General features: G+C 50.8%; 17 protein-coding genes. 15 read left to right on the top strand and 2 right to left on the bottom strand.

Annotation, left to right across the window (positions count from 1 at the left end; all coding sequences use genetic code 11):
• The first annotated feature begins 35 nt into the window (after positions 1 to 35).
• The gene (locus ACTJJS_RS32230) at positions 36 to 1,385 is read left to right on the top strand and encodes a sigma-54-dependent transcriptional regulator (RefSeq protein ID WP_440668022.1); all 1,350 of its coding nucleotides are present in this window, start codon (positions 36 to 38) and stop codon (positions 1,383 to 1,385) included.
• 65 nt (positions 1,386 to 1,450) lie between these two features.
• On the opposite strand, the gene ACTJJS_RS32225 is transcribed toward ACTJJS_RS32230, so the two are convergent.
• A complete protein-coding gene (locus tag ACTJJS_RS32225; RefSeq protein WP_440668021.1) occupies positions 1,451 to 2,800 on the bottom strand; it encodes an outer membrane beta-barrel protein in 1,350 nt (449 codons plus the stop codon).
• Between the two features lie 341 nt (positions 2,801 to 3,141).
• Between ACTJJS_RS32225 and ACTJJS_RS32220 the strand changes: the two genes are divergently transcribed.
• Positions 3,142 to 3,708, top strand: a complete 567-nt coding sequence (locus ACTJJS_RS32220) for a hypothetical protein (RefSeq protein WP_440668019.1) — start codon at positions 3,142 to 3,144, stop codon at positions 3,706 to 3,708.
• 40 nt (positions 3,709 to 3,748) lie between these two features.
• On the opposite strand, the gene ACTJJS_RS32215 is transcribed toward ACTJJS_RS32220, so the two are convergent.
• The gene (locus tag ACTJJS_RS32215; protein ID WP_440668017.1) at positions 3,749 to 6,853 is read right to left on the bottom strand and encodes an amino acid adenylation domain-containing protein; all 3,105 of its coding nucleotides are present in this window, start codon (positions 6,851 to 6,853) and stop codon (positions 3,749 to 3,751) included.
• A gap of 644 nt (positions 6,854 to 7,497) precedes the next feature.
• On the opposite strand from ACTJJS_RS32215, the gene ACTJJS_RS32210 reads away from it, so the two are divergent.
• The 13 genes from ACTJJS_RS32210 (at position 7,498) to ACTJJS_RS32150 (ending at position 19,626) form a co-directional block, all read left to right on the top strand.
• On the top strand, positions 7,498 to 8,394 hold the full coding sequence (locus ACTJJS_RS32210) for an aminoglycoside phosphotransferase family protein (protein ID WP_440668015.1): 897 nt from the start codon (positions 7,498 to 7,500) through the stop codon (positions 8,392 to 8,394).
• A gap of 57 nt (positions 8,395 to 8,451) precedes the next feature.
• The gene (locus ACTJJS_RS32205; protein ID WP_168873364.1) at positions 8,452 to 9,033 is read left to right on the top strand and encodes an RNA polymerase sigma factor; all 582 of its coding nucleotides are present in this window, start codon (positions 8,452 to 8,454) and stop codon (positions 9,031 to 9,033) included.
• A gap of 114 nt (positions 9,034 to 9,147) precedes the next feature.
• Entirely contained in the window at positions 9,148 to 10,383 is a 1,236-nt protein-coding gene (locus ACTJJS_RS32200; protein ID WP_440668014.1) for a thioredoxin family protein, read from the top strand.
• Between the two features lie 86 nt (positions 10,384 to 10,469).
• Positions 10,470 to 11,258, top strand: a complete 789-nt coding sequence (locus tag ACTJJS_RS32195; RefSeq protein WP_440668013.1) for an AAA family ATPase — start codon at positions 10,470 to 10,472, stop codon at positions 11,256 to 11,258.
• Between the two features lie 63 nt (positions 11,259 to 11,321).
• Positions 11,322 to 12,776 (top strand): aminoacyl-histidine dipeptidase, encoded by a 1,455-nt coding sequence (locus ACTJJS_RS32190; protein WP_440668011.1) that lies wholly within the window; start codon positions 11,322 to 11,324, stop codon positions 12,774 to 12,776.
• 365 nt (positions 12,777 to 13,141) lie between these two features.
• Complete coding sequence (locus ACTJJS_RS32185) at positions 13,142 to 13,555, top strand: hypothetical protein (RefSeq protein WP_440668010.1); 414 nt, start codon at positions 13,142 to 13,144, stop codon at positions 13,553 to 13,555.
• Between the two features lie 333 nt (positions 13,556 to 13,888).
• The gene (locus ACTJJS_RS32180) at positions 13,889 to 14,464 is read left to right on the top strand and encodes a TerD family protein (protein WP_168873369.1); all 576 of its coding nucleotides are present in this window, start codon (positions 13,889 to 13,891) and stop codon (positions 14,462 to 14,464) included.
• A gap of 7 nt (positions 14,465 to 14,471) precedes the next feature.
• Complete coding sequence (locus tag ACTJJS_RS32175) at positions 14,472 to 15,155, top strand: TerD family protein (RefSeq protein WP_343745724.1); 684 nt, start codon at positions 14,472 to 14,474, stop codon at positions 15,153 to 15,155.
• Positions 15,156 to 15,227: 72 nt separating this feature from the next.
• Positions 15,228 to 15,866: a vWA domain-containing protein gene (locus ACTJJS_RS32170; protein ID WP_168873371.1), complete on the top strand. Its 639-nt coding sequence runs from the start codon at positions 15,228 to 15,230 to the stop codon at positions 15,864 to 15,866.
• A gap of 17 nt (positions 15,867 to 15,883) precedes the next feature.
• Complete coding sequence (locus tag ACTJJS_RS32165; RefSeq protein WP_168873372.1) at positions 15,884 to 16,519, top strand: vWA domain-containing protein; 636 nt, start codon at positions 15,884 to 15,886, stop codon at positions 16,517 to 16,519.
• A gap of 10 nt (positions 16,520 to 16,529) precedes the next feature.
• Positions 16,530 to 17,159 (top strand): AIM24 family protein, encoded by a 630-nt coding sequence (locus ACTJJS_RS32160; protein ID WP_440668007.1) that lies wholly within the window; start codon positions 16,530 to 16,532, stop codon positions 17,157 to 17,159.
• Complete coding sequence (locus tag ACTJJS_RS32155) at positions 17,159 to 18,214, top strand: TerY-C metal binding domain-containing protein (RefSeq protein ID WP_168873374.1); 1,056 nt, start codon at positions 17,159 to 17,161, stop codon at positions 18,212 to 18,214. The genes ACTJJS_RS32160 and ACTJJS_RS32155 overlap by 1 nt, the downstream gene beginning before the upstream one ends.
• A 14-nt stretch (positions 18,215 to 18,228) precedes the next feature.
• The gene (locus ACTJJS_RS32150; protein WP_440668005.1) at positions 18,229 to 19,626 is read left to right on the top strand and encodes a PP2C family serine/threonine-protein phosphatase; all 1,398 of its coding nucleotides are present in this window, start codon (positions 18,229 to 18,231) and stop codon (positions 19,624 to 19,626) included.
• Positions 19,627 to 19,651 lie beyond the last annotated feature (25 nt).

The raw sequence follows: 19,651 nt of genomic DNA, 5'->3' as shown, positions 1-19,651 counted from the left end.
AGCATTTTTTTTGATTACTAAAATTTCACCAAAACATGACAACGGGAAACATCTTGTTAGTGGAAGATGAGGAGAAGGTCCGTCATCTGCTGAAACGTATTATCGCACTCGAAGGATTTAACGTACAGGATTGCGCCAATATTAAATCTGCCCGCCGCTTAATGGAAGATACGCCGGTAGATGTGGTGCTGTGCGATGTGATGTTGCCGGATGGCAATGGGATCGATCTGGTGACCTATGTCAGGGAGCGACAGCTGCCGGCGGAAATCATCTTGTTAACGGCTTATGGCAACATCGCCGATAGTGTGCGCGCCATCAAATCAGGGGCTTTTGATTATCTTACCAAAGGCAATGACAACACGCGTATCATACCCTTGCTTTTCCGCGCAATGGAAAAAGTACGACTGCAACAACGTATTCAGCACCTGGAAACACGCATCGGGACCAGTTATGCTTCTTTTCAGGAAATCATCGGCACCGCCCCCGGTATCAAAGCTGCCCGCCAACTGGCCGCACAGGCAGCCCCCAGCGATGCACCGGTACTGTTGCTGGGAGAAACCGGCACGGGAAAAGAAATGTTCGCGCAAGCGATCCACAATGCGAGCTGTCGGGCGGCAAGAGATTTTGTGGCCATTAACTGCAGCGCTATTGGAAAAGATATCCTGGAAAGTGAACTGTTCGGATACAAAGCGGGTGCTTTTACCGGCGCTGCCAAAAATAAAAAAGGGCTGATGGAAGAAGCACATCAGGGTACGCTCTTCCTGGACGAGATCGGGGAAATGCCCCTGGAGCTACAGGCGAAGCTGCTGCGCGTGCTCGAATCCGGTGAATTTATCAAAGTAGGGGATACCAAACCAACGAAAACGGATATACGTATTATCGCGGCCACCAACCGTGAAGTGACCAAAGAAATAACGGAAGGCCGTTTCCGGGAAGATCTTTTTTACCGGTTAAATATGTTTACGGTCCGGTTGCCGGCACTGCGCGAAAGAGAAGAGGATATCCCTCTCTTTGCCGCTTATTTTATGCAGCTGTTTGCCGCTAAAAGTGGTAAAGCTGTAAGCGGTATGACCAGTGATTTTGTGGCGCAGCTAAAACAGCATGACTGGCGCGGTAATATCCGGGAGCTGAAAAACGTGATGGAGAGGGCCGTTATCGTGGCACAAGGCCTGGAGCTGACACCGGAAACATTGCCACTGGAGGTACGCTGGCATAAAGGGGGCCGCCAAAGTACCGGCACCTTCGATCTGGCGAACGTGGAAAGGGAGCATATACAATGGGTGGTCCGTTACGCAGCCGGAAATAAGACCAAAGCCGCACGGCTGCTGAACATTGGCTTGTCGACACTGTACCGGAAAATGGACGAATACAGCCTGGCCAGGTAAAAGAAAAAAGGACATCTCGCAATACAGCAGATGTCCTTTTTTCTTTCTTTTACCATCACATAAGGTCAGAAACGAACAATCAGGTCCATTGCAGCGGTGAACTGGTCACGGCGAAGGCCATTGTCATAAGGGGTGGCGTCATTGCGCCAGGCCCGCTCATAGCGGACTTCCGGCCGTATCCGCAATAATGGGCTGAAGTGATGTACCCAGCCAATGGTATGACTGGTATACAGCGTGCTGAAACCGGTGCGGTTACCCTGCGGATCATTGAGCAGATCGTTGCGTACACACAGATAATCTTTCGCAGGGGACAGCTGTACCTGGAAGTAATTCACGGCGCCTACAGCAGATGCTACGCCCGGGATAATATCGCCAAGGCCGGTGTTCATGTACCATTCTTTAGCCGGCCCGTCGATAGCGGTGCCACCCACTGCTGCATCATGTTGCCACATATAATAGACTTCTGTATTCATATGAACCATGGAACTGAAGCGGTGACCCCATGTGAGTACGGCCATCTGCAGGTTGTCGTGTTCATTTTTGTAATAGCCCCGTCCCAGTGAATTGATACCGCCATACAGGGAGTTGTTGTTATTGCCGGAAACCCATCGGGCCATGAACAGGCCGTTCACGCTGGATGACTTGCTCCAGGGCGCCATGTCGTTGCCTCCATGTACGCCGGCAAACAACTGCCAGTGCGCATTTAATCGGAGTGCAGCATGTACACCGGTAAACGTGTACGGGTCTACTGTAAACATCAGCGAGTGGGAATAGAGGTAGTTGTCCGGCGCCCACTGCGCTTCGATATCAGCTGGTGAAATAAAGCGTCCTGCTTTGATGAGCAGGCCTTCTGCTATTTTCGGTAAATAAAGCATGGCATACACCTGTGTTGGGTCGTATCCATACAGATGGTTGTCTTTGAGCAACTGATCGCTGAAGATGCCTTTTGCCAGCGTGTAACGATAGTCAGTGCCGAAAATGTTGTCAACCACAAAACCCCAGTCGGCATGTTCCCGCTGTACAGTATTAGGCTGCCGTTCAATGCGCAGTATCAGTTGGTCCAGTACTACCCTGTTGGGAACAAGATTATAGGATGTGGGCGCATTGGAGTTTTTGGAGGTACTGAAGTTGGCACCGACATCCACCCATCCGTAAATTTTAATGCGGCTTTTGCTTTGGGCGAGGCCCAGCAGTTTCGTTAACGGATAATCCGGTGCGTCGCTGGGTATGCCGATCAGCGGATTGCCCACCCATTCACCACCGGGAAACGGTGGTGCAGAGAGGGGTGACGGCAGGCTCCTGCCATTGGCGCTGCTGTCCGTTGCGGTAGCTGACGCATGTGTGGTGTCTTGTTGTGCGTATCCTTCAGATAATGTCATTGACAACATCAGCAGGATCATAAATCCGTGTTTCATGTCCGGGTAAAATTGATTTTGTTGTACAGCTGGAATTACCAAACATGTGCCCTGAATAGCACAATTTTTTCACGGGGGCAGTAAATTGTTTGCCATCAAGCATTACAGCTGATAACCCGTTTTTGTTGGCTTTGCCAAAAAGATGATACCTTCCGGTTCAAAATGAAAAAGCTTTTCAAAATGGGAAAAAGGAGCGGGGGATGTTCATTCTGACGCATATTTTTCATTGTGGCAAACGAACACGGGGAGTCTGTAATTTTCATATGTTGATATTCAATAGGTTGCGACTGCCTTTTCAGTATGGCATTTCCATTGACATTTGCTCATCAAACAACAAAATCATGAAAGGAAAACAATTATCCCTATTGGCAGCAGGATTGTTAATGATGGTCAGTACGGGAGCAACGGCACAACAGAAAATAGCCGGTATTTATCTTACACAGGACGACTATCTCCAGCACCGGATGTCGTATACCGAAACCAACGGCCATGCTTATAAGGCGCGGCTTTATACAATGGTCCCCAAAAATCATATTCTGCTGAATGGCGGCGGTGAACAAACAAAGCTGCAGAAGGACCATTTTTTTGCTTTACAACTGAAAGACGGAAAAATATTTCGCATGAAGGGCGGAGAAAACTATGAGCTGCTGAACCGTCATCCAAGAATACTTTTATATCGGCGGAAGCTACCGGCATCGCCTAAAACATATCCTGACAACCCGTGGCGTTATTATTTTTCAGCCGGTGACGGCGCTGTTCAGGAATTGACCTCACAGCATATCAAACAGGCGTTTGCGGCAGACAAAGATCTGCCCGACCGGATGGACGCTGTTTTTCGTGACAAGGACGACTTGATGGCATATGACAACTTCCATCACATGTACAAGCTGGAATGGCTGATCAGATAAAAAAAGCGCCGCATGAAGACATCATGCGGCGGTTTTCATTTTAGCCAACTAGTATACCTAAATACTGTAAATACTTATCCAATACGGCTTTGTCGAACACGGGTTCCGGTATGCCGGAGCCTTGCATGAACTTGTCCACGTTGTCGCGGTGCCATACATAGGTGTCCTGATAAAGTTCCACCGTGGAAAGTCCTTCATGCATATTGTCCCTGAACAGGCTGGTAAGCGGGTACAGACGGTTGGTGCTGTCATCTTCCCACTGTTTGCGCCAGTCCTTATAAGACAGCGGTTTCAGTTTAAAGCCGTAGATGTCCATCAGGCGCCCGAAGAACTGTTCCAATGTGAGATTGGTGTCCGGGGAGCAGATCAGGTTGAACTTCTGTCCGATGGCTTCTTTGTTTTTAGTGATATGTACAATGGCTTTCACCATGTAGTCTACGGTAATAAGCCCTTCGCGCAGTTCGCGGAGCGTGGGGTACGAGGAGTACTGTACGCAGTTTTTTACGAGGCTCGCCCACCATTGGTAAGGCGCACTGGCGCCCGACTGGCTGTGGCACATGGCATAACCCAGCCGGAAAGTGATCAGCGGCACACCGGCTGCTGCGGCCAGGTCGGCAACAGCTTCCATCACCCATTTGCTTCTGACGTAACCAATGTCTTTGCTCACTGCGAGCAGGTTTTGGGAGATGTCATCCGATTCTTTCATGACGGTTTTGTGTGTGAACACATGACCCCAACTGTAGACTGAAATAGTGGACAGCAGCGACAGGCACTTCATTTTGCCGGTGGCGGCAAAACGTATGATCTCCCGGAGGCCGTCTACATTGGGTTTCTTCATGAAAGAGTAGGGCTCAATAAAATTCACGGAGCTGCCGGAGTGATAAATCACTTCTACTTTGCCGGCCAGTTCCTGGTAAGTCTGGTCAGCGATGCCGAGGTATGGTTGTGCAAAATCTCCTGGTACCGGTACTATGCGGTGGCGCGTATCGTCCTGCACCGGGATATGATAGGCCGCAAATGCCTGATGTATTTTGTCGAGCGCATGGTGCTCGTCTCTTGCGCGAACGAGGCAATACACGACGGCGGAAGTATTGTCGAGCAGTTCCTGCAGCAGGTGGATGCCTACAAAACCGGTGGCGCCGGTGAGCAGTACGGCCGACTGGTGTTGCAGCACGCTGGCGTCAAAGGGCCGTTGGTATTCAACATCAGGCAAGAGGTAGGCGTCCTGTTGAAGGGACACATATGGCTCCACATCTTCTTCCGGGATACCTGTTTCGCCGGTTTTGACGCGGTTGTCGATCATAGTGGCCAGTGCCCGCAGTTCGGGATACTGGTATAGGTCACGCAGGTACATTTTTACGTTGAAGCGGTCTTTCAGTTTGGTGACCACAGCGGCTACCAGCAGGGAATCGCCGCCGATGTCGAAGAAGTTGTCACTGTGATGGATATACGGTCTTTCCAGCATATCGGCCCATACTGTTGCGATGACATGTTCTGTTTCGCTCAGCGGTTCCGCAGTTTCCTGGTTGTTTCCGGCGGCCTGTGAGGAGAGCCTTACCAGTGCCGCTTTGTCCACCTTGCCATTGGCGTTCACGGGCAGTTCGCGAAGGGTGATGAAGCGGGCGGGCACCATGTAGCCTGGCAGATCTTGTTTCAGTTGTTGCCGTGCCATGGCGATGCCTTGTTGTTCGTTGGGATGGTCCTGTACAATGAAGGCCACCAGCTGTTGCTGTTGACGGTTGTTGTCTACCGCGATCACAGCGGTGCTTTTAATATGTGGCACCTGTAGCAACGCAGCTTCTATCTCACCTGGTTCTACACGGAAGCCGCGGATTTTTACCTGGTTGTCGATACGGCCGAGGAACTGGATGTTGCCATCAGGCAGGCGGCGGGCCAGATCACCGGTACGGTACAGCTTTTGGCCGGGCACAAAAGGATGCGGCACAAATTTGCTGTCGGTCAGCGCCGGGTTTTTGAAGTAGCCCTGCGCAAGTCCGATGCCGCTGATGCAGAGTTCACCTACAGCGCCGGGCACCAGCAGTTGCAGGTCACGGTCAAGGATAAACGCCTGTGTGTTGGCGATGGGCATGCCGATGGTAGGGAAGTATTGTCCGTCTACATCCACTACATGCCGGTGGGCGGCATATACGGTGTATTCCGTAGGACCGTAGTAATCGATCACCCGGAATGATAGTCCGCCGGTTAATACGGGTTTCATTTGTTCACCGCCGGAAAAAAGATATTGCAGTGCCAGTCCCTGTGTCTGCCGGCTGAGCGCTATCAGTTCAGGGAGCAGTACCGGAGGGGCGAAAGCATGCGTGAGCTGGTTTCTCCGGAAGAATTCCAACAGGAGCCCGGCATGGGTCCTCTCTTCGTTGTCAGCGATAAAGAGCGTGCCTCCAGACAGAAGGGCCGACCAGCATTCCCAGACTGAGATGTCGAATGCCAGTCCGGCTACGAGCGACAGCCGGCTGCTGCTTGTAACGGCATACTGCTGCTGATGCCAGGTGACAAGGTGCTGGATAGAGAGGTGGCTGATCATTACGCCTTTCGGTTGACCGGTAGAGCCGGAGGTGTAGATGATGTAGGCCAGGTCAGTTGGCGCCGGTATTTTTTCCGGTGCAGTGGCAGGCTGGTCCTGGAGAATAGAGAGGTTGTCCAGGTATACGACAGCTGTGTGGTTTACCTGGAAAAGCCGTGAGCCCAGCGACAGTTGTGTGATGATCACTTTTGCTTCCACTTCTTCGAGGATGTAGGCCACTCTTTTACCGGGGTAGATAGCGTCTACCGGGATGTAGGCCGCGCCTGTTTTCAGGATTCCCAATACTGCGATGGCCCATTCAGTAGAGCGTTCCAGGTATACGGGCACATAGTTGCCGGTGGTCACGCCCTGTGCCAGCAGGTAATGTGCCAGCTGGTTGCTTTTTTCATCCAGCTCCCGGTACGTAAGGGAGTGGTTTTTGAAAGATACCGCCATGTTGTCTGGTGTGCGGGCCGCCTGTTTGCGGAACAGGGAGACCAGCGTTTCCCGGGAATTGTACTCTTCCCAGGATGATTGTTTCAATAAATCGGCCAGGTGTTGATTGCTATCGGTTGCAACAGCATTCCGCTGCGGCCCGTTCGCATCGTGCAGGATCGCGTCCATAGGATCGTGGTTTAATGAGGGTTTAAAAAAGGAGTACGGTTAAATAAGTAGTGGATACGTGGTTTTAAAGTTCAGGAAATGATTCACCTGTCCGGTGATCGTGTGTTTTGAAAGCGCAGCAAAAATGGTTCACTGGTCGCAGTGTGGATAGGTGTGCGGTCCATCATGGATAGGTCTGTGGTTTAAAGGTTTTTCAATTACTATTTTACATAGGTCATCTGTAATGAAAGATCAGCAAAAAAGGAATTCACATGTCCGGCGGCGGATCGGTGCATTAATTAAAAAAGATTTTCTAAATATATCCGGTTTTCAAAAAAAATATACGAACAGGGAAAGTGTATGGATTTGCTATGTCGAAAAATGGTCACTGAGTTTTCCGGTCCGATTGATGGGCAAGTTAGTTAGTGTTACTGAAATGGGGCCGCAGTGGGAAAAAAGTAATAAAAATCCCATAACTGGTTCATAATAAACGTGCTGTGTGAATTATGAGCAAAGTTTGCCGTGGGTAGCTATGCGGGCCGGTGCGCGGGGAAGTTGCAGTAGGTAACAGCACTAGCATGCGGAAAGATCCTATTTTTAATAAAAACTTATAGTGGTGGACTGAACCTGTTGGCTTTACTCTTGTTGTCTAAAAAAAACGTTGCATGCGCAAACCCATAGTAGATATTGAACAACTGACAACTGCGGTCATAGATCATTATGGAAAGATAACCCACATGGAGCCGGTACCGGACGGGATGGAATCTTTTGCATTCCGGGTGGTCATCTCCGGGAAAAAATATGTGCTCCGCGTTAATCATCAGGCGGAAGGCTTTGAGAAAGATGATTTCGCCAACCGGCATTTCGCCGCACCAGGGCTGCCGGTGCCGGAGATAGAAGCGATTGGCCTGCTGGAGAACGGAGTCGCCTGGTGTTTGTCGGCGCAGGCGCCCGGCGTGACATTGCAGGACTTGCCGGAAGCTTACCTGACGGCCGTTACCGCGCCGGTAGCAGCAGTGATGCAGGTCATGGCCGCAGCGCCGCTGCAAGGCATCACCGGCTTCGGCCCCTTCAATTCCAGGGGCGAAACCCGGCATGCCAGCTGGAAGACTTACCTGGAAAGCATCTGCCGGGAAGAACACTACGATTGGCACGCAGCGGGCAAAAGAGTGCCCCTGAAACGCATCAGGCCCCTGCAGGAGCAGCTGTTGCAACAGCTGAAGGACATCCCGGAAACAAGACAGCTGGTACATGGCGATTTCGGTTCCAACAACGTCCTTACCGACGGCCACAAGATCACTGGTGTGATCGACTGGTCGGAAGCCATGATAGGCGACAGTCTGTATGACATGGCGAATATTTTCTTCTGGCGTACGTGGCTGGACTGTATGGAGTACCAGGCGCGCTACTTCGAAACACAACCTGTTGATAAAGCACGGCTGGATTGTTACCAGTTGCATATCGGTTTAACAGAAGTATACCAGACGGCCATCGCCGGCGATATGGACGATATGGACTGGGCGTTGGTAAGGTGTGAGCACCTCGCCGGTATTTCCCGCTGAATTGGGCGACAAAAAAATTTCGTGTAAATTGTATCTTCATCGGCTTTCCTATTTGACATGCAAGACAAAGAACTTTGGTCCTGGTATAAATCCGGAGAAATCAGTGGCCTGGAAGGGCTGTATAATGCCTATTATATGCCCCTTGCCAATTACGGATTTAAATTCACGGAAGATAAATCACTGATAGACGAAAGCATTCAGGACCTCTTTCAGAGGTTATGGCGCAACCGGGATGCAACGGGCACGCCGCCGGCAGTGAAACAATACCTTTTGCTCTCCTTCCGGCAGATCTTACTGCGTAAACTGCAATACAGCCCGTCCCGGCTGGAGGAAACATTTTCTGAAGAACATGTCCCATTTTACCTGGAACTGTCTTACGAACACCCGCTCATTCGCGCAGAGCGGGCAGCCGACCTGAAAAAAAAGGTGGACGCCCTGACAGATGCACTGACCCACCGCCAACGGGAAGCTATCTTCCTGAAATACTATGAAGACCTTTCCTTTGAAGAAATTGCCGCTATTCTGCAAATTAACGCCAACGGCACCTACAAACTCGTGTACCGCGCTTTAGAGCGCCTCCGGGAACATTTCGTAGACTTTTCCCTTCTCGTATTGTTATACCTGCTGCAACGCCGCTAAATTTTTTTTACGGGGATAGACAATCTGCCTGTCTGATTGTGTCTTATTGAAAGAAACAATTACCAACCAGTAAAAAAGCGGCGGAGGATATTTTCACCGTCCTCTATTTTTCTTATGAAGCAGTTCCTTTTGTATGTATTCCTGTTGACCGGCCTAACAGCCATGGCACAGGACAAGGGTATTCATTTTGAACATGAGCTAAGCTGGAAAGAGGTCCAGGCAAAAGCCAGAAAAGAAGGCAAATTTATTTTCATGGACTGTTACACCACCTGGTGCGGGCCCTGTAAAATGATGAGCCGCGACATTTTCCCGCAGCAGGCGGTGGGAGATTTTTTCAACGGCAAATTTATCTCCGTTAAGGTACAGATGGACAAAACAGCCGGGGATGATGCCGCCGTAAAACGCTGGTATGACGATGCCGCCGCTATTGCAAGGGAATATAACGTGATGGCCTATCCCACGTTTTTGTATTTTGCCCCCGATGGCCGGCTGGTACACCTGGTAGTGGGCGGCGACAGCGCCGCTGCATTTATAGCTTCCTCCGCACAGGCGCTGGACCCTGCAACGCAGTACTATACCCGCATGGAGATGATGGCTAAAAACGCCGGCAGCCAGCCGGACACCCTGAAACGGTTGGCCGAAGAAGCCAGGAAGATGTACGATGGTCGTTACACCGCTTTGTTTTTACAACGTTATCTCCACGTCGTCCCGGATATTTTTGCGCCGGACGTGGTGGACTTCCTGGACAGGTTTACCCTCAGCAGTCATGACACCGGCTTTACCATCTTCCGGAAAAATCCGGCAAAAATCAATCAGGTAAAAGGTGCGCGTTATGCGGAAAACAGGGTGCAGCAGATCATCTTCGTGGAAGAGGTTTATTCCGCGCCGCAGGAAGGCGCTGCCGGTTTTACGCGTATTCAGGCAAACCTGAAAAAGAAATACCCCGAACTGACGGGCATCGTGATCGATAAGTTCCGGCTGCAATGGTACCAGCGCAACAAAGCGTACGACCAGTTTGAGAAAGCAGTGAAAGTCTACCTGAAACAATACGACCAGCAACTTGACCCCAGGGATTTGAGCAGCTTCGCCCGCACGGTAGGCCAGTATGCTACCGATACGGCCATGTTGCGCACCGCCCTGTCCTGGAGCGAGCGTGCGGTGAAGGAAGACCCTCATGCCGAAACCATGAGCGTACAGGCGTTACTGTTGTATAAACTGGGAGATGTCCCGGCAGCTGTCCGTCTACAGGAGACAGTGGTGAATGAGCTTTCCGCCGGAATAGCAAACAAATACAAAAGAGAATATCAACAGAAAGTGCTTGATAAGATGAAAGGCGGTGAAAAACTATAATCCCCCATAAATTACGAATTACGAATTACGATTTGGACCCATTATACGAATAAACCCTACATTCGTAATTCGTAATTCAGTTTGTTATGCCTTTTATCCGTTCTTTCTCGCTCAACTGCAGCAGACAGCACCCTTTCCCCTTCAATGTGCCGGGCGTCAGGTTTGCCCGGAATATCGCGCTGGATGATCGTATCACGGTTTTTGCCGGTGACAACGGTTGTGGCAAATCCACCTTGCTGGAAACGATCGGCCTTTACCTGGACGCGCCGCTGATAGGCGGCCGTATTGGCGGCAGGCAAGGATTTGAAGGGCCCCGGGCATTACAGCCCTTTCTGGAAATACAACAGGTGAGGAGGCCGCTGAAAAGTTTTTTCTTCCGTGCGGAAGACTTCAGCGAATTCCTGTACGCGCTCAAGCGCGACCGCAACAGAAATGCCGCCCACCTGGATGAATTGAAGGGAGCAGTCGCCGACAGTGTGATCGAGGAGATGAACAACAACATGAACCCGACCCTGAAAAGCATGTACAAAGATTATGGCGACTCCATGCAGGCCTTTTCCCACGGAGAAGCCTATCTGAAAATCATTGGCGAACATATATCCGATAACGGTATATACCTGCTGGACGAGCCCGAGGCGGCCCTTTCGCCGCAGAAGCAACTGACGCTCATGGCTTACCTGCTCGATATGCTGAAGAGCCGTAATACACAGTTTATCATCTCCACCCATTCACCTATCCTGATGGGCATTCCCGGTGCAAGGCTATACGAAATACAGGAACAGGGGATACAACAGGTGGATTTCCGGGACACGGAACATTATCGCATCACGCACTCTTTTCTCAATAACCCTGAAATGTACCTGCGTTACCTGTAGTTGTTGCCCGTTTCGCCGGATTTACCTACATTGCCGGCCTAACAACGTTATTTAAGATACGACATGGAAATAACAAACCTGGCCCCGCAACCGTTGTGGCAATATTTCAGTCAGCTGAACGCCATTCCCCGGGCCTCCAAGAAAGAAGAGAAAGCAGTCGCCTTCGTTGAGGCATTTGGCCGTCAACTGGGACTGGAAACGATAAAAGACGCTGTCGGCAACGTGTGCATCAAAAAGCCGGCGACCGCCGGTCTGGAAGACCGCCAGACTGTTATCCTGCAATCCCACCTGGACATGGTACACCAGAAAAATGGCGATACCGTATTCGATTTTGATACACAAGGTATTGAGATGTATGTGGACGGTGACTGGGTACGGGCCCGTGGCACTACGCTGGGCGCAGACAACGGCATCGGCGTGGCCACCATCATGGCTATCCTGGCAGCTACCGATATCGCGCATCCCGCTATCGAAGCCATGTTCACCATAGACGAAGAAACAGGTATGACCGGCGCCATGCAGCTGGACCCTGCTCCTTATACAGGCACCATCCTGCTCAACCTCGATACGGAAGAAGATGATGAAATCACCATCGGTTGTGCCGGCGGTCTCGATACCAATACCAGCGGGACCTATCAGCAGGTGCCTGCCATATCTGGCGGCGCTGCTTATGAGATTACCATCAAAGGCCTGCTGGGCGGTCACTCCGGTATGGACATCAACCGCGGCAGAGGCAATGCCAACAAGCTGATGAACCGCCTGCTGTACAAAGTGCGGCAGTCCGTTGACCTGCAGCTGGCTTCTCTCGATGGCGGCAGCCTGCGTAATGCTATCCCGCGTGAATCCCATGCTACGGTAGTGGTGCCGGGCGCTGATAAAGCCCGCTTTGAGGAGTTGGCCCAAGCATTTGCCGCTGTGCTGAAGGAAGAATACAAAACCGTGGAAACAGCGCTGACAGTGGAAATCAAGCCGGTTGCGACACCAGCTTCCGTCATGGAACCGGCCTATTTTGACAAACTGCTGCGTGCTATCTATGCCGCGCCAAACGGCGTGTTCCGTATGAGCCCCGATGTTCCGGGCCTGGTGGAAGCATCCAACAATATCGCTAAGGTGACGGCCAAAGAAGGGAAGTTCATCACCCAGTCACTGCAACGCTCCAACGTAGACAGCACCAAGGAAGACGTAGCCCTCGCGGTACGGTCGGCCTTTGAAAATATGGGCTGTGAAGTAGTGCAGGCCGGCGGTTATCCCGGTTGGAAGCCCAACCCTGAGTCTCCGATACTGCAGGTACTGTTGTCCCTGCATGGCAAGCACTTCGAATCCAGCCCGAAAGTAGGCGCTATCCACGCCGGACTGGAATGCGGCATCCTGGGCTCGCTGCTCAAAGGACCGGACATGATTTCTTTCGGGCCTACCATCCGCGGCGCGCATTCGCCAAACGAATGTGTGCGGATATCTTCCGTGGAAAAGTTCTATGCATTTTTGCTGGATATTTTGAAGGAGATACCGAAGAAATAAATCTGATAAAACACTTTCACATTCATACAAGGCTGGCCATTTTTTGGCCAGCTTTTTTTTCGGAGAACATCACCCCCCGGATATAGTTGAATTGATGGTATCCTATCGATATACGGGAACCCGTAAAACGCTGTAGTACAGTATAAATATTTTTGCGTGGTATAACATAATCTTCATGATATGGATAACCAGGTACATTGCCCCAAGTGTAACTCAACACAGATCACTATAAACAAAAAAGGATTTAGTGTTGGCAAAGCCGCTGTAGGTGCCTTTCTCCAGATGAAGAAAAATCATCCCGCGGCCATGTAGTATGCTCTCAGTCTGATTATATCAATTTATCCAAATAAAAAACAAATCACCCCATGAAAAGCAACCAATTGATTCTTTTTTGTTGTTCCTGCCTCTTAGCGGTGGCAGTGTTCCTGCCGTTAATTAACCTACCTTTCGTTGGTTCCGTTAACTACTTTATGAACGGAGAAGGAGACGGTAGATATATATTGTTTTTAGCCCTTGTTTCAGCCATATTGTGCTTTACAAAGTATTCACAGTGGGTGGCCATACCTGGCACGCTCTCGCTGGTGATATTAGCGTTTTTTCTGCTGTCATATGAAGAGAAATTTGGACATATGACGTCATTAGATAATGCTGAAATATTTGCCGGATTTGCGAGAGCATTAACCCGGTCTATATCTATCGGTTACGGATTTGTACTGATGGCCATCGCCTCAACCGGACTACTATTATTCCCATTAATTTTCAGAAAACAGGAAAGATAGTTTCCTTAAAAAACTTGCACGAAATTGCATCCGCTACTTATATTTGGGTATTGTTTTTAACCCAAACAGCTGACTAATGAATTCGAGTGAATGCCAAAAAGAAATAGTGTTATCCCAAGGCCATGCCAGTGCGAAATTAATGCGTAGGTGCTCGATAAGTTTGTGTGGGCCGCGATTAGCTGCTACCATTTGGACAGTGGCGCCATACCCTCATCCAGCAGGTCAAATTCGCGACTTGCTGATTTAACATTTTCTATACATAATAATTTTAAGGTATGTGCCACCCGTTCTAATTAAAAATACTATCTTACCCACGTTTTAAATTTTCTGAAAATGGCTATTAACTTACAAAAAGGACAAAGGATTGATATTGGCCTGTCCAGCATCAGTGTGGGACTGGGATGGGAGCCGAATGAAGGTACTGGCGCGGCTTTCGACCTCGACGCATCTGCCTTCATGATCGATGACAACAGAACGATCCCGGAAGAACGTTATTTTGTATTCTATGGCAATACCGACTCTCCTGACGGCGCGCTGCATCATACCGGTGACGACCCTACGGGCGGCAACAGCGACGGCGGCGATGATGAAACCATCACGGTAGACCTGACAAAAGTAGACCCGCGTGTAAAAGAAATTCTCTTTGTAGTCACTATTCACGACGCGATCGCCAGAAGACAAAACTATGGCCAGGTAAGAGATTCGTATATCCGTATCGTTGATAACGCTACCTCACAGGAGATCGCTAAATACGAACTGGGAGAAGACTTCTCCATTGAAACCGGCGTGGAATTCGGCCGCCTGTACGTAAAAGACGGTCAATGGAAATTTGAAGCTTCCGGTAAAGGCTACAAGGAAGACCTGGCATTTTTCCTCTCTAAATATTTTAAAGGACAGATCATTAAATAACCTGTATATGGCGATCAATCTCGTAAAAGGTCAAACTATCGACCTTCGTAAAAATGATCAGGGAGAAGAATTCGATCTCTCTACTGTTACCATTGGCCTCGGCTGGGACGTGAGACAGAAAAAAGCTGAAGGTGGTTTCTTCGGAAAAATTTTCGGAGGCGCGCAAAAAGAAGAGGAGTATGACCTCGATGCTGTTGCGTTCCTGCTGGACAACAACGGCAAAGTGGCCAACCTCGGCCGTACTGTGCAAACACGTGATGGCAGAAGCCAGGGCCTGTATGAAGGTGACGTGGTGTTCTTCAATTCCATGAAACACCCTTCCGGCCATATCTGGCTCACCGGCGATAACAGGACCGGCGCCGGCGATGGCGACGATGAACAGATCATCATCAAACTGGACCAGATGGACCAGCGCTACCAGAAAATCCTGTTCATGGTGACTATCTATCAGGGACGTACGAACAACCAGCACTTCGGTATGATCGACAACGCGTTCATCCGCGCAGTAGATGCCAGAGGCAAAGAAATCGCCAAATTCAGCCTCTCCGGTGACAGCACCTACAACGGCATGTGCTCCATGACGTTTGCAGAGATTTACCGTAAAGACGGCGCCTGGAAATTTAGGGCACTCGGTAACCCGCACCCGTCCGACAGCTTCATCGATGAACTGAAGACAATGGTGTACTCCTGATTTCCTGAATGTATGTAACTGTAGCAATGTTGTTAACCCAAATCAACAGCAGCGCTTTAACCAACTTATTTTATGAGAAGACTACCTGTTTACCTCTTGCTGGACACCTCCGGCTCTATGAACGGAGAACCGATAGAGGCCGTGAAGAATGGCGTCCAGATAATGATCAGCTCATTAAGACAGAACCCGCAAGCCATCGAGACTGCATTTCTCAGTATCATCACGTTCGATAGCAATGCAAAACAAATCGTTCCTTTAACAGACCTGGCATCCTTCCAGATGGCCGATATCCGCGCTACCGGCACCACCGCGCTGGGCGAAGCTCTGAAGCTGGTCAGCCTCTGCATCGATAAAGAAGTGGCGAAAACCACCGCTGAACAAAAAGGCGACTGGAAACCACTGGTGTTCATCATGACGGATGGCGTACCTACTGACGACTGGCAGAGCGGCCTTAGCATGTTTAAACAACGTAAAACGGCCTACACCGTAGCCTGTGCCGCCGGTCATGGCGCCGATACGGCCGTGCTGAAACAAATCACGGAAAATGTGGTCAGCCTCGATACGGCCGATAGTGCCACTATCTCCCGCTTCTTCGCATGGGTGACCGCCTCCATCGGCGTTACCTCTACCCGCGTGGAAGATTCCGGTAAGGAACTGACCGGCCTGTCTGAACTGCCGCCACCACCCTCCGAACTGAATATTGTAGTGTAAGACTTTAATGTACTGTTATGCGACGACTACCGGTATATTTCCTGCTGGACACCTCCGGTTCCATGTATGGGGAACCCATTCAGGCATTAAATAATGCGCTGAGCGGGATGGTCAACAATCTTCGTATGGATGCCCATGCCCTGGACTCCCTATGGCTCAGCATCATCACCTTCGACAGGGAAGTAAAGGAACTGGTACCGCTCACCGAACTGGTGAGCTTCCAGTTGCCCGAAATCACCTGCCCGCAGAGCGGACCTACCCACACCGGACAGGGACTGGAATATCTCTATGGTAAAGTGGTCAATGAAGTACAGCGCGGAACGCCCACCCAGAAAGGAGACTGGCGCCCCCTCTTGTTTATTTTTACCGATGGGAAACCATCTGACCAGCTACTTTACCGGGAGATGATCCCCAAAATAAAAGGCCTCAACTTCGGCGCCATCGTAGGATGCGCCGCCGGCAAAGCGGCCGACAACGATATGCTGAAAGAACTGACGGAAACGGTGGTACACCTCGATACCGCAGACAGCGCCACCCTGCGCCAGTTCTTTAAATGGGTGTCCGATACCATCGAACAAGGCAATAAAAGCATGGGCACTACCTCACAGGTAACCCTGCCGCCGCCACCCCAGGAAGTGAATTTAGTGATCTGATCAACAATTTATGAACGTAAAACTTATAGGGCACGACTTCAAAAGCCTGCAGGTAGAATTAACCCACAACGAGAAATTTTACTGTGAGAAAGGAGCCCTGATCTATTACGAAGAAGGCATCCATTCTTCCATCAATGTATTTGATAAAGGCATCGCCGGCGTACTGAAAAGAAAACTAACGGGCGAAAGCATTTTCCAGGTAGAACTGTGCAATACCAATATTAACCCAAAGAAACTGATGGTGGCCGGCAGGGTAGGTATGCTGCCGGTCAACCTGAAAAATATCTCCGGCGGCATCATCTGCCGTGCCGGATACTATGTGGCCTCCTCCGACAAAGTCGATATCGACGCGAAGCTGAACCTTACCTCGCTGATCGGTGGCACCGGCCTCATTATGCAGAAAATCACCGGCTTCTGCACCGTATTCCTCGACGTGGTGGGAACACCCACCACGCTGGACCTGGCAGCCGGTCAGACGGTTTTTGTGGATGAAAAAAGTTTTATCTGCATGAACGCCGATATGCAGAACAGAATGTCGTCACACTTCTCCGGCAGTAATATGCTCGGCGGGGAAGGCCTTTCCATGCTCAAAATCTCAGGGCCTGGCACCGTATATGTAACCTCCGTAAACTTCAGATAATGAGAAGACTCCCCATTTATTTTCTGATAGATGTCTCCGAATCCATGGTCGGAGAGCCGGTACAGCAGGTGGAAGAAGGCCTGTCTCAGATTATCCAGGCACTCAAGGCTGACCCCTACGCTATTGAAACCGTCTGGGTTTCTATCATCGTCTTCGCAGGACAGGCCAAAACACTGGTACCCCTGCAGGAGATCATCAATTTCTACCCGCCCCGTTTCCCCATCGGTGGCGGCACCTCGCTCAGCAAAGGCCTCGGGCACCTGATGTACGAGCTGCGTAAAAACCAGGTGAAAACCACCTACGAACAAAAAGGCGACTGGAAACCGATCGTATTCCTGTTCACCGATGGCGTGCCCACAGACGATACCCGCGCCGCCATCAACGAATGGAAACAAAACTGGCAACGCACTGCCAATATGGTGGCCATCTCCTTCGGTAATGAGGCAGACGTGCACGTGCTGAAAGAACTCACCGAAAACATCATCCATTTTAAAAACAGCAACGCCGCGGCTTACAAACAGTTCTTCAAATGGGTGACAGACTCTATCAAAACCAGCAGTGAAAGCGTGGAGAAAAACGCTTCCGGCTTCGAACTGGCCAAAATATACAGTGACGATACCCTCAGCAAGGTAGACCTCACCAAACCCATTCCGCCACAGTCCTATATGGACAGCAACTATGCAGTGCTGGTGGGCAAATGCCAGAACCTGAACCGGCATTACCTGATGAAATACCGCCGCTCCGAAGAAGAAGCAAAGATATACGGATTGGACATCAACCGCCTGTCATACCGCCTGGTAGGCGCTTTCCAGGTAGATAACACCTACCAGGAACTGTCAGACGACAGCGCCGGCCCGTCCCGCATCAACAGCGATGAACTGATCGGAAGCCCTACCTGTCCCTGCTGCGGCAACCAGGTAGCTTTTGCCATGTGCGTATGCGGCCAGATCCACTGCATCGGCGAGGAACATATCAGTACCTGCCCCTGGTGCGGCAACAAAGGCACTTACGGCATCGGGGAAGGCGGATTCGACGTTAACCGCGCCCAGGGCTAAAAGGAACCAACAGCATGTCAAAAAAATATATCCGCGAATTATTTGCTGCCAAAAATATCACCATTGCCGGCAGCAAACAGCAGCTGTTCGACGCTTTTGTGGATGATGAACAACATCAGCTACTGGCGCGGCAGATACTGGAAAACCAACAACGACTCATGGACATATGGCAGTATAAAAACAGGCTGGCGGATATCCAGCAGCAAACCGTTACCATTCCCAATGCCACTGTGGGCAAGCCTTATCAGGCCACGCTCGACTTCCGGCAGTGGCCCGATATCACGTGGACGGCCATCGAAGGGCTGGAAGAATACGGACTGCAATATGATGCCGCCACCGGCATCATACAGGGTACGCCCGTGAAAAGCGGTGATGTCCGGCTTAAACTGCAGTTCCGCCTCACAGGCGGCGATGCAAACGCCGCTCCCCACGAAAAGCAGCTGCCGCTCGTCATCAATCCCGATCCCCGCTCGCTCTGGAAAAATATCCCCAGCGATATGGCCGGCCCCTTCTGGAAAGCAGACGATGTGGCCGAATTTGCGCCGCTGGGCGACCGTTGGGTGACCGTCGCCTCCAAACGGGGACGCTCCCACGCCAACGTAGGATCGTTCCGGGACGACGACTACGCTTTCCGGCACCTGGAACCCTCCGGCTGGAGCGTGCTGGCCGTATCTGACGGCGCCGGCAGCGCCAGACTGTCCCGCGAAGGCTCCCGCCTCGCCTGCGCCAGCATCATCGATTATTTTGAGCAGTACTTCCAAACCGCTCCTGTAACGGATATGGACGTCCTTTTCCAGGAATATGCCGCCGGTACCGGTACCGATACCCAGAAACGGATTACCCGCCTGGTATACGACACGCTGGGCAAGGCCGCTTTCGCCACCCATAAAAAACTGGAAGAATTTGCAGCCGTTCAACAGGTTTCCATAAAAGATCTGCATTCCACCCTTATATTTGTGCTGCTGAAAAAGTATGCATTTGGCTATGTCATCATGAGCTTTGGAGTAGGAGACTGCCCCATCGGACTGTTGAACAAGGACTGTTCCGTTATCACCCTGATGAACCGGCTCGACGTAGGAGAATTTGGAGGCGGCACGCGGTTCATCACCATGCCCGAAATTTTTACGAGCGACAAATTCCCCACCCGTTTCGGTTTTAAACTGGTGCCGGACTTCGCTTATCTCATGCTGATGACCGACGGCATCTATGATCCTAAATTCGTGGTGGAAGCTAACCTCGAAAAAATAGAGACATGGAAAGCCTTCCTGGACGACCTGAACGGCAACAACCCGGAAAAAGTGGCCCTGCCACTGGGCGCACACGCACCGGAAAGCGCCGGCCGCCTGTCTGCCTGGATGGATTTCTGGAGCCCCGGAAACCATGACGACAGGACCCTGATGATCATCAGTTAATTGCATATTGATTAGGTAACACCGT

This window comes from Chitinophaga sp. 22308, from assembly GCF_052045305.1.
GTDB classification, from domain to species: domain Bacteria; phylum Bacteroidota; class Bacteroidia; order Chitinophagales; family Chitinophagaceae; genus Chitinophaga; species Chitinophaga varians_A.
The sequence above is the reverse complement of the archived record's forward strand: the minus strand, read 5'-3'. Positions and strand labels throughout refer to the sequence as shown.

Coding starts and splice junctions, on each gene's coding strand:
- ACTJJS_RS32230 (WP_440668022.1), top strand. CDS start 36: ATGACAACGGGAAACATCTTGTTAGTGGAAGATGAGGAGAAGGTCCGT.
- ACTJJS_RS32225 (WP_440668021.1), bottom strand. CDS start 2,800: ATGAAACACGGATTTATGATCCTGCTGATGTTGTCAATGACATTATCT.
- ACTJJS_RS32220 (WP_440668019.1), top strand. CDS start 3,142: ATGAAAGGAAAACAATTATCCCTATTGGCAGCAGGATTGTTAATGATG.
- ACTJJS_RS32215 (WP_440668017.1), bottom strand. CDS start 6,853: ATGGACGCGATCCTGCACGATGCGAACGGGCCGCAGCGGAATGCTGTT.
- ACTJJS_RS32210 (WP_440668015.1), top strand. CDS start 7,498: ATGCGCAAACCCATAGTAGATATTGAACAACTGACAACTGCGGTCATA.
- ACTJJS_RS32205 (WP_168873364.1), top strand. CDS start 8,452: ATGCAAGACAAAGAACTTTGGTCCTGGTATAAATCCGGAGAAATCAGT.
- ACTJJS_RS32200 (WP_440668014.1), top strand. CDS start 9,148: ATGAAGCAGTTCCTTTTGTATGTATTCCTGTTGACCGGCCTAACAGCC.
- ACTJJS_RS32195 (WP_440668013.1), top strand. CDS start 10,470: ATGCCTTTTATCCGTTCTTTCTCGCTCAACTGCAGCAGACAGCACCCT.
- ACTJJS_RS32190 (WP_440668011.1), top strand. CDS start 11,322: ATGGAAATAACAAACCTGGCCCCGCAACCGTTGTGGCAATATTTCAGT.
- ACTJJS_RS32185 (WP_440668010.1), top strand. CDS start 13,142: ATGAAAAGCAACCAATTGATTCTTTTTTGTTGTTCCTGCCTCTTAGCG.
- ACTJJS_RS32180 (WP_168873369.1), top strand. CDS start 13,889: ATGGCTATTAACTTACAAAAAGGACAAAGGATTGATATTGGCCTGTCC.
- ACTJJS_RS32175 (WP_343745724.1), top strand. CDS start 14,472: ATGGCGATCAATCTCGTAAAAGGTCAAACTATCGACCTTCGTAAAAAT.
- ACTJJS_RS32170 (WP_168873371.1), top strand. CDS start 15,228: ATGAGAAGACTACCTGTTTACCTCTTGCTGGACACCTCCGGCTCTATG.
- ACTJJS_RS32165 (WP_168873372.1), top strand. CDS start 15,884: ATGCGACGACTACCGGTATATTTCCTGCTGGACACCTCCGGTTCCATG.
- ACTJJS_RS32160 (WP_440668007.1), top strand. CDS start 16,530: ATGAACGTAAAACTTATAGGGCACGACTTCAAAAGCCTGCAGGTAGAA.
- ACTJJS_RS32155 (WP_168873374.1), top strand. CDS start 17,159: ATGAGAAGACTCCCCATTTATTTTCTGATAGATGTCTCCGAATCCATG.
- ACTJJS_RS32150 (WP_440668005.1), top strand. CDS start 18,229: ATGTCAAAAAAATATATCCGCGAATTATTTGCTGCCAAAAATATCACC.